The following is a 15,206-nucleotide window of genomic DNA, read 5'->3' on the forward strand; positions in this document are numbered from 1 at the left end:
CGTCATCCATTTAACAAGGTAGAATCCCGTCAATTTACCGAAAAAAAAGGGCGGTGAATACCGCCCGTCCAAGGGAATAATTAGGGTCTGTTGACCTTTCGAGTTTGTTTTTGCAGCGATTTGAGGATGCTTTATACAAGGCAGCGGCTTTGATAGGTAGTTGCGCTACCTGATAAGCCGATAACGCAGTAGAAAGGCGCCTCAAATGCTGCCCGACGGGTTCGGCTAAAAGCGTTTTACGCTTTGTTGAGCGGTTCTTGCTTAGAATAACTAGGCGGCAAACCACTCGCCGCGATTAAAACGCTTTTATCTCGAACAAAATTTAACCACGAAAGGTCAACAGACCAAAGGATTAAAGATCGTTAATTTGTCTTTTTAAATCATATTGATCTGATGTGACATGCCGCTCTATCTGCTGCAACCGCAGCTCCAATGAACGAAAGCGGCTATTAATATCGCGCAAGGCTTGCTTAGCCGGCTCACCGGCCTGCCAAATTTTCTTTTTCAGCTCGATATCATGGTAATCCTTGTCCTGATAACCGACGGACTTGGTGTCCAAAATCATCCATAAGGCAGCGTAAATAATCAGTACAGCACCTGAGCCGCCGAGCAGAAAAATAGAGACGGCGACCACCCGTACCAACCAGGTTTCCAGATTAAAATAGTCCGCAATGCCGGCACAAACACCGGCGACCTTGCCCTTTTGCGGTATGCGATACAGAGTTCGGTCATCTTGACGGCTCATGGCGGCTCCTCCATTCCGGACTCTCGGTGTCCAGAATAGACTCCAAGGTATCAATACGTTGATTCATCATCTCGGCTTTACGGATCAATTCATTGAGCTGTTCAAATTCAGCCTCGGTCAACCCTTCACTGACTTGGCGCTTACTGCGGTAATGCAACACCAGCCAAATTGGGGCGACAATGACCATAAACAACACCATGGGCAGAAACAGCAAATCCATATCCATAACGTCCCCCACTCCTGTTGTTATTTAGTTGTCGGTGGTTGTTTGCCCTTAACCCGAGCTTTCAGTGCGGCCAGTTCTTCATTGATGGCATCTTCCGCCTCAAGCGCTGCAAATTCATCCGCTAAGGTCCCGCTAGCAGGTTTTTTTCCTAGCTCATAGGATTCCACCTGAGCCTCAAGCCCTTCTACCCGGCGCTCATATTGCTCGAACTTAAGCATGGCATCATCAATTTTGCCCGTATTCAGTTTGCGTTTTACCGCCAAACGGGAAGATGCGGTTTCCTTACGCATAATGATAGTTTTTTGCCGGGCCTTAGCATCGGTCAGCTTTTCTTGCAGTTGTACCACTTCTTCCCGCAGACGATTAATCTGTTCATCGACCACCACTAATTCATCATTTAAGGCACTGACATTCGCTGCGGCTTTTTGTTTTTCGATCAAGGCCGCCTTTGCCAGATCTTCTCGGTCTTTAGTCAGTGCTAACTCAGCTTTATCCTGCCAGTCTTGAACCTGTAGTGTGACCCGCTCAATCCGGCGTTGTAGCTCTTTTTTCTCTGCCAGTACTTTGGCTGAGGTGGAGCGAACTTCCACTAAGGTATCTTCCATTTCTTGGATAATCAGGCGCACCATCTTTTCTGGATCTTCCGCCTTATCCAACAAGGCACTGATATTGGAGTTCACAATATCGGCAAAGCGCGAAAAAATTCCCATCACTACATCCTCTGTTATCGTTGCACACACCAATGACTAAGCACACGCTATGCCAAAACAACAAAAACCTTTATTTTCAAACACTTTATAAATATTTAACTTTTACTTTATTTTCACATTACCGCGACATATTATGATTTTCACCAATAATTAGCCAGTTAGACTAAAACAACGTGCCCAATAAATTTCAACAAGATAACCTTATCGGCCAATCCAATGCGCTGCTGGAAGTATTAGAACATGTTTCCTGCGTCGCCCCTTTAGCTAAGCCTGTGCTGATTATCGGCGAGCGAGGAACGGGCAAAGAGTTGATCGCTGAGCGATTGCATTATCTGTCTAACCGCTGGGAGCAAAGTTTTATTAAACTCAATTGCTCCTCTTTAAGTGAAAACTTGTTGGAAAGTGAACTATTTGGCCATGAAAGTGGCGCATTTACCGGCGCTAAGAACCGCCATGAAGGTCGGTTTGAGCGGGCTAATAACGGCACTTTGTTTTTAGATGAGCTGGCTAACACAACTGCACTGGTGCAGGAAAAACTATTGCGGGTTATTGAATACGGTGAATTTGAGCGGGTCGGTGGCAGTAAAACCATTCGCACCGATGTTCGACTGATTTGTGCCGCCAATGAAGATTTACCCACTTTAGCTGCTGCGGGTGAGTTCAGAGCAGATTTACTCGACCGGCTGGCTTTTGATGTTATCACCCTCCCCCCACTACGTTGTCGTAGCGATGATATTATGCCGCTGGCTGAATACTTCGCGATTAATATGGTCAGACAACTGAAGCTGGAACTGTTTCCTGGCTTTAGCCCTGCCGCTAAAGCGATACTATTGGATTATCATTGGCCGGGTAATATCCGTGAGCTAAAAAATGTGGTGGAGCGGGCTGTTTACCGCAATGGCAACAATGACAGCCCTATTGAACACATTGTCCTCGATCCCTTTGCCTCGCCTTATCGGCCTACGCAACGGATCAATACACGCGGCGCTCAATCTGTCCCCCAAAGCCCCAAGCTACCAACAGAGCACGCAGCATCCCCCCATACCACAGAGCCCGAACAAGCTACCAACATTAGCCCGCTTGCTGCTATTCCCACCGAGATTGCCACCGAATTTCCAGTAGACTTTAAGGCTTACTGTGAAGCCGCCGAAGTGGCGCTGCTGAAAAAAGCGCTAGAGGCTGGGCAATACAATCAGAAAAAAACCGCTGAATTACTGGGGTTGAGTTACCATCAGCTGCGTGGTGTGCTGAAAAAGTACCAACTGCTGGAGCGAGCCTGAACATAAATTCGACGCTCACTGTATATTAGCAAATCATTATTTGCGCCATATCAAACAGCGGCGGATTTGTGACTGGTCAATCAGAGGCAAGATTGCCCAGAGACAAGGTGCGCTGCTAGAATGGCTCTTCAAAACCTTTTTAAAAATGATGAACTAATGAGAGTGCCGATAACTGGGTGGCTACAGACTGTCACCGCTACCTGCATAAGCTTTCTGCTGCTGGCTTGTAGCCCTGATAAAGTGCCATCTGGATTGGTATACTGCTCGGAAGGTAACCCGGAATCCTTTAATCCGCAATTAGTCACATCTGGCACAACCATAGATGCCACATCCCATCAGATTTATAACCGGTTGCTCGATTATGCCCCCGACAACCATACCTTGGTTCCCGCGCTCGCAACTGACTGGCAAGTCAGTGATGATGGCCTTAGTTACCGTTTTACCTTGCGGGATAATGTCCACTTTCATCAATCCAGCCGTTTTCACCCCAGTCGCACATTTAATGCTGATGACGTGCTGTTTAGCTTTAACCGGATCATTCAAACATCACACCCTTTTCATGATGTTTCCCGCAGTGGCTATCCCTTTTTTGACAGCATCAAGTTTGCCGCCCAGATAGCTAAGATTGAAAAGGTCAGTGATCGGGAAGTCATTTTCCATCTTAAGCAACCCGATGCCGCGTTTCTGTCTAATCTGGCCAGTGCCTTTGCGGTCATTTTATCCGCAGAATACGGTGAGCAGCTCTATCTGGCGGGTCGGCCAGAATTACTGGATCAGCAACCTATCGGTACGGGTCCCTTTGCGCTCAGCCAATATGTCAAAAATGATTATATCCGCTACCGTCGTCACCCGAATTATTGGGGCACACTCCCAGAGATTGAGATGCTGGTGTATGATATTACGCCGAAAAGTGGTAGCCGACTGGTAAAATTGATCACAGGCGACTGCAGCGTCTCAGCACTGCCAAAAGCTGGTGAACTGTCCGTTGTCAAAATACACGATGATCTGAAACTGACCTCTACTCCGGGGATGAATGTGGCATTTTGGGCGTTAAATACGCAAAAACCGCCACTGGATCGCGTCGAGGTACGACGAGCACTTGCAATGGCTATCGACAGAGAGAGCATTCTCAATGCCGTATATCGTGATACCGGGGTGTTAGCGAATGGTATTTTGCCGCCAATTTCCTGGGCTTATAGTGCCAATCAGCAAGAGCTACATTTTGATCCCGCCCACGCCAGACAGATACTTAAACAGGCGGGTGTTCAAGGGTTGACCTTGGATATCTGGGCTATCCCGGTAGGTCGCAGTTACAACCCTAACTCGCTAAAAACAGCCGAACTTATCCAGTCCGATTTGGCCAATATTGGTGTTAAGGTGAACATTATCAGCTATGGCTGGAGTGTCTTTGCCCAGAAACTTAATAGCAGTGATTATGACTCAGTGCTAATTGGTTGGAATGCTGATAATAATGACCCGGACAACTTTTTTACCCCGCTGCTCAGTTGTGGCTCTGTCACCAGCGGCACTAACCGCTCGCGCTGGTGTAACGCACAATTTGAACAGCTTATCCATCAGGCTCGATTGATTAATAACACTTCAAGTCGGGCACAGCTGTACCGTGAAGCAGAGCAGATTATGCTTGAACAAGTGCCTTTGGTGCCTCTGGCTCATGCTCAGCGACAGCTACTTACACGAGATAATATTACCCATATGCAAATGACTCCCTTCGGCGGCATCTCTTTTGCCGATATCCAGTTCAGCAGTCCGGGAGGCACTGACTGATGCTCAGATACCTTATCCGCCGGCTGAATTTATTTCTGGCAACCTCAGTGGTGCTCATGCTGGTGCTGTTTATGGCAACGCGGATGTTTCCTGTCGGGCTGGATGTCGCCCTGACGGGGATTGAACATCCAAGTGCCACCCAACAGCAGCAGACCATTAATGAATACCAATTAGATCAAAGCCACTTCAGTCAGTTTGTCGCCTATCTACAGCAGCGTCTGTCCGGCAATATGGGCTACTCCACCACGTCCCAGCAGGCAGTTGCATCTGAGCTTGCCAATGTGCTACCCGCCTCGTTTGAATTGGCGGTCGTCACCACCGTTTTAGCCATCGGGCTTGGCGTTCCAGTTGGCGTATTAGCCTCCTTAACCAAAAACAAGTTAACGCAGAATACCGTGATGGCCCTCACCCTAACGGGCTACTCCATCCCGGTGTTTTGGCTTGGGCTAACACTGTCCCTCTGGTTTGGCGTCAAACTCGGCTGGCTACCCATTTCTGGTCAAATCAATCTGTTGTATGAAATCAAACCCGTTACCGGTTTTATGCTGATTGATACACTGTTAACTGACTCGCCGTATCATATGGCGGCGTTTAAAGATGCATTACTGCATATTATTCTGCCAGCACTGACGCTGGCGGTTTTCCCCTTTACCGTCGTCGTGCGCATTACCCGGGCCGCGATGGTTAATGTAATGACCCAGACCTACATTCGCGCGGCAGAAGCCCGTGGATTAAGCACTTCACAGATAGTCGCCCGGCATGCTCTGCCTAACGCGTTAATTCCCGTGATTAAAAACCTGGGTTTGATGTTGGGTGCCTTCACCAGCTATGCCATGGTCGTCGAAGTGATTTTTGCTTGGCCCGGTGTGGGCGCTTGGTTAGTGCAAGGCATTTATCAGCGAGACTACACAGTCATCCAAGGTGGGATAATGACGGTGGCGCTGCTGATTATTTTCTTGAGTATTCTGATTGACGTGCTGTATACGGCCACCAATCCTTTGAGCCGGAAAGAACTTTATGCCGCGAATTAGTATTTATCAGGAAGACAATATCCCTTCGCCCATGATGCGATTATGGGACAGTTTTTCTGCAAACCCCTTTGCGTTGGCGGGATTCTGGGCGGTGATATTCTTATTACTGGTTGCCATTTTTGGCCCATTTATCGCACCTTTTTCTCCGGAGATGCAAGATGCTAAAGCCATGTTGCTACCGCCATCATGGGATCAAGCCGGTACGGTTGAACATTTCCTTGGCACTGATGAGCTAGGGCGGGATATTTTCAGCCGCATTCTCTATGGTGCGCAGTTAACCTTCGGTATGTCACTGCTAGTGGTGACCTTAGCCTTAGCTGTCGGGTTTATTATTGGGTCTGTCTCTGGTATGAGTCGAGGACTAAAGTCCAGTATTCTGTCCCATCTGTTAGATGCGCTGCTGTCTATTCCCTCATTGTTAATGGCCATTTTAGTGGTGGCTGTGACCGGTCCCGGACTGGAGCATGTGCTGTGGGCCGTTGGACTGGCGCTGACACCGCAATTTGTTCGCGCCATTCATCAAGCCGTACATGATGAGTTGCAAAAGGAATATGTCACCGCAGCCAGACTCGATGGGGCCAATAGCCTACAAATTTTCTGGTATGTCATTTTGCCCAATATTTGGGAAACTGTGATTATTCAAACCACGCTGGCCATTTCTGCCGCTATTTTGGATATCGCCGCACTGGGATTTCTCGGCCTTGGCGCCCAACCCCCCAGCCCAGAATGGGGAGCGATGGTTTTTCAGGGGGTTGACCACCTGCTGACAGCCCCTTGGACAGTCACCATTCCTGGGATCACCATTTTATTTACCGTGCTGGCCATCAACTTGGTCGGCGATGGATTGAGGTCGGCGCTAACGCCGGTCAGAAACTGATATGCCATTACTCGATATTCGCAACCTGACCATCGAGCTTGATACGCCCCATGGGCGGGTGAAAGCTTTAGAGAAGGTCAGCCTCACCTTAAATGCCGGTGAAATCCATGGGCTACTGGGAGAGTCTGGATCTGGCCGAAGCCTGTTAGCACGCGCCATTATGGGCATCCCAGGTCATAACTGGACCATTACGGTAGACCGGATGATGTGGGACGGCATTAACCTGTTGGAGCTAGACAGTAAATCTCGCCGTACCATAATGGGCTCGGAAATCGCCATGATTTTTCAAGATCCCTCCTCCAGTCTGGATCCTTCTTTGACAGTTGGGAAACAACTGATTGAAGCCATGCCCCGTAACCCAAATATTCCCTTTTGGCGGCGTCACCGACAACAGCGCTTAACCGCTCAACAATGGCTGCATAAAGTGGGGATTAAAGATCCAGAAAGCATTATGTTTGCCTACCCTTGGGAGCTCTCCGAAGGGGAATGTCAGAAAATTATGATCGCCATGGCACTATCTAATCAGCCTAAACTGCTGATTGCTGACGAGCCGACGAACTCGATGGAGCTCAGTACCCAGGCACAAATTTTCCGGCTACTGGCTAAATTGAACCAGCTTCACGGCGTGACTATTTTGTTGATTAGCCATGAAATTGAAACCCTCGCGCACTGGTGTGACAGGTTAACCGTATTTTATTCTGGTCAGGTGATGGAGTCTGGACCCACCGATGAGCTGATTGCCAATCCAATGCACCCTTACACCAAAATTTTGTTGGAATACCTACCTGATGATCGCAGAGAAGATGCCCACAAAGCCCTGATGCCTATTCTGCCAGGCTCCGCGCCAGCACTGCAGCATTTGCCCATCGGCTGTCGCCTGGGCCCAAGATGCCCTTCCGCACGTAAACAGTGTGTCAATCAACCGGGATTGTGCCATGAAAAAGACCGTTACTGTGCCTGCCATTTCCCCCTGCAACATTTAGAGAGCTGCGATGACGATACCACTGCTTAGAGTTGATGCGCTGGGAAAGCGTTATTTCAATGGTTACAAGCGATTTAGGCGCCAATATACCCAAGCGCTGGAGAATATTTCCTTTGATCTCTTTCCTGGAGAGACGCTCGCCATTGTCGGAGAAGCGGGCTCAGGCAAAAGTACCTTAGCGCGTATTCTAGTTGGTGCAGAAAAACGCTCAGATGGAGAAATTTACTTTGACAGCGAAGCGTTGGATCGGCGCAATATCAAGCAAAGATGTAAGCTTATTCGCATGATCTTTCAGGATCCCAATACCTCACTCAACCCTAGATTGACCATTGGGGAGCTATTGGAAGAGCCGCTGAAATTTAATACGCCCCTAAAAGCCAATATGCGCAAAGCCCAAGTATTGGATACGCTAAAAAAAGTGGGTTTATTGCCGGAGCATGCTGATTTTTATCCACATATGATTTCAGAAGGGCAAAAACAGCGAGTGGCCGTCGCCAGAGCGCTTATGCTGAATCCAAAAATCATTATTGCTGATGAAGCACTTACGGCACTGGATTTCTCCGTTCGCGCACAAATCCTCAACTTACTGCTGAAACTGCAGCATGAGTTGGGATTGAGCTATATCTTCGTTTCCCATAACTTGGGGATTATCCGCCAGTTCAGCGATAAAATCATCGTGTTGCATCAGGGCCGTATCGTTGAAGCAGCATCGACTAACGAGTTATTTGCCAATCCGCAGCATGAATATACCAAGCGGCTTATCACCGAACAAAATGCCATTTTGAACCGGCGTAATTAAATACTCAACTCCCCCTTTGTAACTGTCAACTGCTCCAACCACTGGCGCTTACGGGCGCTTTTGAGCAAAAAGCACTGTTATTTACAGCGGAACTAATTATCCTATTAGCAACTTGACGGAAGAAGCTATCACATGATTATCAAACCTAAAATTCGTGGTTTTATCTGCACCACTACCCATCCTGTCGGCTGTGAAGCCAATGTGCTGGAACAAATTAACTACACCAAAGCCCAAGGGAAAATCAGTCATGGTCCCAAAAGAGTATTGGTGATTGGTGCATCCAGTGGCTATGGCCTGTCTTCCCGTATTGCCGCCGCTTTTGGTTGTGATGCTGCCACTATCGGGGTCTTTTTTGAAAAACCGGGGACTGAAACTAAGCCAGGAACAGCTGGTTGGTATAACTCTGCCGCTTTTGACAAATTTGCTAAAGCAGAAGGCCTGTATAGCAAAAGCATTAACTGTGATGCTTTCAGCCATGCTGCAAAAGATAAAGTTATTGAACTGATTAAAGCTGATTTAGGTCAGGTGGATATGGTGGTGTACTCGCTGGCATCTCCGGTCCGTAAACTGCCAGACACAGGGGAGCTGATCCGCTCATCACTCAAGCCTATTGGCGAAGCCTATACCGCCACCGCAGTAGACACCAATAAAGACACTATTATTGAAGCAAGTGTAGAGCCAGCCACTGAGCAAGAAATCGCTGACACAGTCACTGTAATGGGTGGTCAAGATTGGGAATTGTGGATCCAAGCGCTTTCTCAAGCAGGCGTATTGGCAGATAAATGCAAAACCGTTGCTTATAGCTACATCGGTACAGAAATCACCTGGCCAATCTACTGGCATGGTGCGCTGGGCAAAGCCAAAATGGATCTAGATCGTGCTGCCCACAGCCTAGATAAGCAACTGGCGACCACTGGTGGCAGTGCTAATGTTGCAGTGCTTAAGAGTGTAGTAACTCAAGCTAGCAGTGCTATTCCTGTGATGCCGCTGTATATCGCCATGGTATTTAAAAAGATGCGTGAAGAAGGCGTGCACGAAGGCTGCATGGAACAAATTTACCGTATGTTCAGCCAACGCTTATACAAAGCTGATGGCACCGATGCCGACGTCGACGGTGAGAACCGTTTACGCCTCGATGACTGGGAACTGCGTGATGATATTCAACAGCACTGCCAGGACCTTTGGCCGCAGGTCACCACCGAAAATCTGTCACAACTGACTGATTATCGTGAATATAAAGAAGAGTTTCTGAAGCTATTCGGTTTCGGTATTGCCGGAATTGATTATGATGCCGAAGTCGATCCCTATGTCGAGTTTGATGTCATTACACTATAATGAAGTTCGACTGTTCTAAAATACCGCTGTCACAGCGGTATTTTTTTATGTCACAATCGCAAAGGTTCGCAGTGATTAACTGCGAGACAGGATCCGCTGTAACGTTAAAACGGCTGCAGCAATACGCTATAACGGTATTTTTATTTCTCTTCACCAAGGAGTGATTATGAAAATCAGTGCACGCAATACTCTGACCGGTACCATCAAAGCCATTGAAGAAGGTGTCGTTAACAATGAAGTGACCATCGAGTTGGCACCGAATGTTGAGTTAACCTCTGTCGTCACCAAAGCCTCCTGTGAACGGCTGGGGCTAAAAGTCGGTGGCAGTGCCTACGCGATTATCAAAGCCAGTAGTGTAATGGTAGGAACCGACCACTAATCAGTAGCTTGCAACGTTATAGAATAAAAAAGCCGGCAATTGCCGGCTTTTTTTATTTCTGAATAACGAGCTTACTGATTGGCAGAGGCTGCTTCAGCTTGAGCAGGAAATTCAATATCCGCTTTCGCCTTCAGATTATCAACCACTGCCTGATAATCTGCTTGAGAATACTGCGCAGCCAAACGCTGCTTCAGCGTATCTAGCATCTGCGGCGTAATATCTTTCGCTTGATTCACTTTATCAAGTACCACCACAGCGTAACCCTTCGCAGTTGCGACTGTGTCAACCGTTGGTTTAGCACTCGGCGCAGGCATTTGGAACGCCTTCGCCACAATCGCTTGATCCACATCACGGCTGAAACGTGCCAGATTATCCTGCTTGATCAATGCAATTGGCTTACTATCTTTGATATCAGCCATTAACCGCTGAGCCTGATCCCGCGCCATTTCATTAGCTTTTTCTTGGGTCAGTTGCGCCATAATATCCGCTTTCACATCAGCAAATGGTAAAACGCCGGCATTAATGTGCTTAGCAACACGTACCACAACCACATGGTTTGGCGCCAATTCAATCACATCAGAATTCATACCGCTGAGCAGAACTTGATCGGAGAATGCTGCTTTAACCACCTCAGGATTACTTAATGCTGCAGGAGGATTATTACGGGCAAACAGGGCAGTCTGTTGTACTTTAACCCCAACCGCATCAGCCGCATCTTTTAAGGTATCAGGCACTTCATAACTGACATCTGCCAGTTTCTGCTGCAGCTGATAAAAATCATCTGTGGCCTTGTCCTGTTGCAGTTTGGCAATAATCTGATCTTTCACTTTATCAAAAGGTTCAGTCTGACCGGGTTGGATATCCAGCAACTTAATAATGTGATACCCAAAATCGGTCTTCACCACTGGGGAAATATCACCTTTAGCCGGAATAGCAAACAGGGCTTTATCAAACGCAGGTTGCATTACGCCAGGCTCAAACCAATCCAATTTACCACCGTGCTCAGCACTGAATTGATCATTGGAGTATTCTTTTGCCAACTTGGCAAAATCAGCGCCATTTTTCAGCTCTTGATAAATTTTATCGGCTTCTGCTTTTTCCGCTGCATCATCCTTACCTTTTGCAATCAGAATATGAGCCGCTAAACGCTTCTCAGCTGATTTATAGGCGCTTTGATGCTCGTCATAATATTTCTGCGCTTCAGCGTCAGTCACTTTGATGTGCTTGGCCAAATCAGCAATATTTAAGTCGACATAGTTCAGGCTGATTTTTTCCAGACTCATAAACTGAGCCTGATTAGCCTGATAGAACTTTTCAGCTTGAGCCTCAGTGACTTTCACGTCTTTAACAAAAGGCTCAGCATCAACAACCTGATACTGAATATTGCGTGTCTGTCCCTGCAGTTCAGCCAATTGTTTAGCTTCGCCCTGTAGCACAAACTCACTTCCTACCAGCGCGGTAATCAACTGGTTAGACGTCAGATCCTGACGCATCATTTCACTGAATGCATTAGGCTGATAGCCCAGTTGTGCCAGAATAGCCAGATAACGCTGGTTATCAAATTGACCGTTAACTTGGAAAGCGGGTTCTGAGCGAATAGCCTGTTTAATCTGGGCGTCTGACACTTGCAGCCCCAGTTTATCGGCGGCTTGCTCAATCAGTGTTTGTGCAACTAAGCGATCAAGCACTGATTTTTTCAGATTAGCCAGATAGTTATCGTCTGCAGCCAGAGTGGCAAACATATCACCCAATTGCTGCTCCATCCGGGAACGTTCATTTTGATAAGCCTGGTCCAGCTCAGCATTGCTGATCGATTGCCCGTTAACAGTTGCGGCAGGTACCTCTGATGAGGAACCTAAGTAGCTGCTAACTCCGGCAAAAGCAAAAGAAAGTATCACAAGCACCAGGATGGTTTTCGCAATCACCCCTTGTGAACCTTCGCGAATCTTCTCTAACATCAGATTTCTCGCTTGTTGCGATGGATTAAAATAAAAAAGGCGCTTCACTGGGTGAATGCGCCTTATTGAATCACTTTCGTGTATCGGGACATATTAGTCTCATACACTGGGCGCCGATCCCAAATTGTAAGAATCACCACCCTTCAATTCGTAAAAAGCACTGCGGGGCAGTGCTTCAATATACGAAAGCCTCAAAGGCTGCGCTGTTAATTAGTTAACTGCGTCTTTCAGTGCTTTACCAGCTTTGAATGCTGGAATGTTTGCTGCAGCAATTTTGATCTCTTTACCAGTTTGTGGATTGCGACCAGTACGCTCAGCACGCTGACGAACTTCAAAAGTACCGAAACCAACAAGAGAAATCTTATCGCCTTCTTTCAGACCTTCAGTCACTGCTGCAATAAAAGAGTCCAATGCACGACCAGCGGCAGCCTTGGAAATGTCCGCACCAGTGGCGATTTTCTCGATCAGTTCAGATTTGTTCATGTCATCCCCTTGAATGTAATTTTTGCGCCGCAACCAAATCCTTCTCTAGAGCGGTCTGCGGAGGCTTTTATAACAAGCTTGAATCTAAAGTTCAAGCCCAGTTCGAAAACCAAAGAAATAATTTGTATACAGCTCAAAGCCAGTCGCCCCAAGGGTTTGGGAAGACTGGCTCTCCACGGACTTAGGCTACCACAGCTCGTGGCATTGTTAAGCCCCTTTTTTCATTTTTTTTAATGAGATAAGGCATTTTTTTGCGTTATCCCAAGTTTTTGACTACTTCAAAGCCTTCAACTGGTCGTTCTAACGCCAACTTCAGAACTTCATCAACCCATTTCACCGGATGGATTTTCAGATCAGCAATCACATTTGCCGGAATTTCCTCGAGATCACGCTCGTTTTCTTTCGGGATAAGTACAACTTTAATACCACCACGGTGTGCCGCCAGCAGCTTCTCTTTTAAGCCACCGATGGGTAAAACTTCACCACGCAAGGTAATTTCACCTGTCATGGCAACATCTGCATTCACCGGATTACCGGTCAACGTAGACACTAATGCTGTACACATTGCCGCCCCTGCAGAGGGACCATCTTTCGGGGTTGCACCTTCCGGTACGTGAATATGAATATCCCGCTTTTCATAGAAATCAGGGTTAATACCCAACTGTTCAGCCCGGGCACGCACCACTGTCATGGCAGCCTGGATAGACTCTTTCATCACATCGCCCAAAGAGCCTGTATAAGTTAATTTGCCTTTACCAGCAACGGATGTCGCTTCAATTGTCAGCAAATCACCCCCCACTTGAGTCCAAGCCAAACCAGTGACTTGACCAACCTGGTTTTTACTTTCCGCCTTGCCATAATCAAAGCGCTGCACCCCAAGGAATGACTTCAAATTATCCTGAGTGATTTCTACCTGCTTAATGCTTTTATCCAGCAGGATCTGCTTAACCACCTTACGGCATACTTTAGACAGTTCACGCTCTAATGCCCGCACACCAGCTTCACGGGTGTAATAACGGATAATGCCCATAATGGCACTGTCATCCATCAGGATCTCCGATGGTTTCAGGCCATTACGCTCAATCTGTTTCGGCAGTAAATGCTGCTTAGCAATATTGAGTTTTTCATCTTCGGTATATCCGGACAAACGAATAACTTCCATACGGTCCAACAATGGGCCAGGAATATCCATGGAGTTAGAGGTCGCCACAAACATCACATCTGACAGATCATAATCCACTTCCAGATAGTGATCACTGAACGCTGCGTTCTGCTCAGGATCCAGTACTTCCAGTAATGCAGAAGACGGGTCACCACGCATATCGCTGCTCATCTTATCGATTTCATCGAGCAAGAACAGTGGGTTTTTCACTCCAACTTTAGCCATTTTCTGGATAATTTTACCTGGCATAGACCCGATATAAGTACGACGGTGTCCACGGATCTCCGCTTCATCACGTACCCCCCCCAGCGCCACCCGGACGTATTTACGACCAGTCGCTTTGGCAATAGACTGCCCCAGTGATGTTTTACCAACACCCGGAGGGCCGACCAGACATAGGATCGGGCCTTTCAGCTGTTTGACTCGGGTCTGTACCGCGAGATATTCCAAAATACGCTCTTTCACCTTTTCCAGACCATAATGATCCATATCCAAGGTTTCCTGCGCTTTGGCTAAATCACGCTTAATTTTCGAACGCTTCTTCCATGGTACTGATGTCATCCAATCCACATAACTGCGCACTACTGTGGCTTCTGCAGACATCGGAGACATCATCTTCAATTTATTCAATTCAGCCTGAGCTTTTTCCTTGGCTTCAGCAGGCATTTCCGCTTCTTCAATTTTGCGGCCTAGCCCTTCAAACTCATCATGTCCTTCATCAAGATCGCCCAGCTCTTTCTGAATCGCCTTCATCTGCTCATTCAGATAGTACTCGCGCTGGCTCTTTTCCATCTGCTTTTTGACCCGAGTGCGGATACGTTTTTCAACCTGCAACAAGTCGATTTCCGCCTCCATCATGGCCATCAGATATTCCAGCCGTTCAGCAACATTAACCATTTCAAGCACTGATTGCTTATCAGCCAGCTTCAACGGCATATGTGCCGCCATGGTATCAGCCAAACGCGCCGCTTCATCAATACCAGACAATGATGTCAGTACTTCAGGAGGAATTTTTTTATTCAGCTTGATATAGCCTTCAAACTGCCCAATGGCGCTGCGAACCAGCACCTCTTCCTCTTTTTCATCTATTGTTTCTGCTGCTAAATACTCAGCTTCAGCAACAAAATATTCATCTTCTTTTGTGTATCGGTTAATCCGGGCACGCTGGCCACCTTCTACCAATACCTTCACAGTACCATCTGGCAGCTTTAATAGCTGAAGAATTGAGGCAACTGTGCCTACATCAAAAATATCCTCACTGGTAGGCTCATCAAGATCGGCGTCACGCTGTGCTACCAGAATGATTTGCTTGTCCTGAGCCATTGCCGATTCAAGACAGCGGATAGACTTTTCCCGTCCGACGAATAACGGAATAACCATATGTGGATAAACCACTACGTCGCGTAGCGGCAATACGGGAAGTTCGATATGCGTATCACGCTCTAATGTCATAG

General features: G+C 47.3%; 14 protein-coding genes. 8 read left to right on the top strand and 6 right to left on the bottom strand.

What is annotated here, in order from left to right:
- Positions 1 to 352: 352 nt before the first annotated feature.
- From pspC to pspA, 3 genes are read right to left on the bottom strand one after another with little or no spacing between them, the layout of a single operon-like run.
- On the bottom strand, positions 353 to 745 hold the full coding sequence (gene pspC / locus NFHSH190041_RS12910) for an envelope stress response membrane protein PspC (protein ID WP_261922212.1): 393 nt from the start codon (positions 743 to 745) through the stop codon (positions 353 to 355).
- Positions 729 to 971 (bottom strand): envelope stress response membrane protein PspB, encoded by a 243-nt coding sequence (gene pspB, locus NFHSH190041_RS12915; RefSeq protein WP_261922213.1) that lies wholly within the window; start codon positions 969 to 971, stop codon positions 729 to 731. The genes pspC and pspB overlap by 17 nt, the downstream gene beginning before the upstream one ends.
- Before the next feature lie 20 nt (positions 972 to 991).
- Entirely contained in the window at positions 992 to 1,681 is a 690-nt protein-coding gene (gene pspA / locus NFHSH190041_RS12920) for a phage shock protein PspA (RefSeq protein ID WP_261922214.1), read from the bottom strand.
- 173 nt (positions 1,682 to 1,854) lie between these two features.
- Between pspA and pspF the strand changes: the two genes are divergently transcribed.
- The 8 genes from pspF (at position 1,855) to NFHSH190041_RS12960 (ending at position 10,149) form a co-directional block, all read left to right on the top strand.
- Entirely contained in the window at positions 1,855 to 2,961 is a 1,107-nt protein-coding gene (pspF, locus tag NFHSH190041_RS12925; protein WP_261922215.1) for a phage shock protein operon transcriptional activator, read from the top strand.
- A 156-nt stretch (positions 2,962 to 3,117) separates the two neighbouring features.
- On the top strand, positions 3,118 to 4,746 hold the full coding sequence (locus NFHSH190041_RS12930; protein ID WP_261922216.1) for an ABC transporter substrate-binding protein: 1,629 nt from the start codon (positions 3,118 to 3,120) through the stop codon (positions 4,744 to 4,746).
- On the top strand, positions 4,746 to 5,777 hold the full coding sequence (locus NFHSH190041_RS12935) for an ABC transporter permease (protein ID WP_261922217.1): 1,032 nt from the start codon (positions 4,746 to 4,748) through the stop codon (positions 5,775 to 5,777). The genes NFHSH190041_RS12930 and NFHSH190041_RS12935 overlap by 1 nt, the downstream gene beginning before the upstream one ends.
- Positions 5,764 to 6,654 carry an ABC transporter permease subunit gene (locus tag NFHSH190041_RS12940; protein ID WP_261922218.1) on the top strand — a complete coding sequence of 297 codons (891 nt, stop codon included), beginning with the start codon at positions 5,764 to 5,766 and terminating at the stop codon, positions 6,652 to 6,654. The genes NFHSH190041_RS12935 and NFHSH190041_RS12940 overlap by 14 nt, the downstream gene beginning before the upstream one ends.
- Before the next feature lies 1 nt (position 6,655).
- Positions 6,656 to 7,666, top strand: coding sequence for an oligopeptide/dipeptide ABC transporter ATP-binding protein (locus NFHSH190041_RS12945; RefSeq protein WP_261922219.1), 1,011 nt, complete (start codon positions 6,656 to 6,658; stop codon positions 7,664 to 7,666).
- Complete coding sequence (locus NFHSH190041_RS12950) at positions 7,647 to 8,435, top strand: ATP-binding cassette domain-containing protein (RefSeq protein WP_261922220.1); 789 nt, start codon at positions 7,647 to 7,649, stop codon at positions 8,433 to 8,435. Before NFHSH190041_RS12945 ends, NFHSH190041_RS12950 begins: the two co-directional genes overlap by 20 nt.
- Before the next feature lie 132 nt (positions 8,436 to 8,567).
- Complete coding sequence (fabV, locus tag NFHSH190041_RS12955) at positions 8,568 to 9,770, top strand: enoyl-ACP reductase FabV (RefSeq protein WP_261922221.1); 1,203 nt, start codon at positions 8,568 to 8,570, stop codon at positions 9,768 to 9,770.
- Between the two features lie 166 nt (positions 9,771 to 9,936).
- Positions 9,937 to 10,149, top strand: a complete 213-nt coding sequence (locus NFHSH190041_RS12960; RefSeq protein WP_261922222.1) for a molybdopterin-binding protein — start codon at positions 9,937 to 9,939, stop codon at positions 10,147 to 10,149.
- A 71-nt stretch (positions 10,150 to 10,220) separates the two neighbouring features.
- Here the strand turns inward: NFHSH190041_RS12960 and ppiD are convergent, their stop codons facing one another.
- The 3 genes from ppiD to lon all read right to left on the bottom strand — a co-directional run bounded on the left by ppiD (position 10,221) and on the right by lon (position 15,204).
- On the bottom strand, positions 10,221 to 12,107 hold the full coding sequence (ppiD, locus tag NFHSH190041_RS12965) for a peptidylprolyl isomerase (RefSeq protein ID WP_261922223.1): 1,887 nt from the start codon (positions 12,105 to 12,107) through the stop codon (positions 10,221 to 10,223).
- Positions 12,108 to 12,317: 210 nt separating this feature from the next.
- Positions 12,318 to 12,590, bottom strand: a complete 273-nt coding sequence (hupB, locus tag NFHSH190041_RS12970) for a nucleoid-associated protein HU-beta (protein WP_261922224.1) — start codon at positions 12,588 to 12,590, stop codon at positions 12,318 to 12,320.
- Positions 12,591 to 12,846: 256 nt separating this feature from the next.
- Positions 12,847 to 15,204: an endopeptidase La gene (lon, locus tag NFHSH190041_RS12975; RefSeq protein WP_261922225.1), complete on the bottom strand. Its 2,358-nt coding sequence runs from the start codon at positions 15,202 to 15,204 to the stop codon at positions 12,847 to 12,849.
- Positions 15,205 to 15,206: the final 2 nt, after the last annotated feature.

Origin of the sequence: Shewanella sp. NFH-SH190041, from assembly GCF_024363255.1 — a bacterium.
Lineage (GTDB): Bacteria > Pseudomonadota > Gammaproteobacteria > Enterobacterales > Shewanellaceae > Shewanella.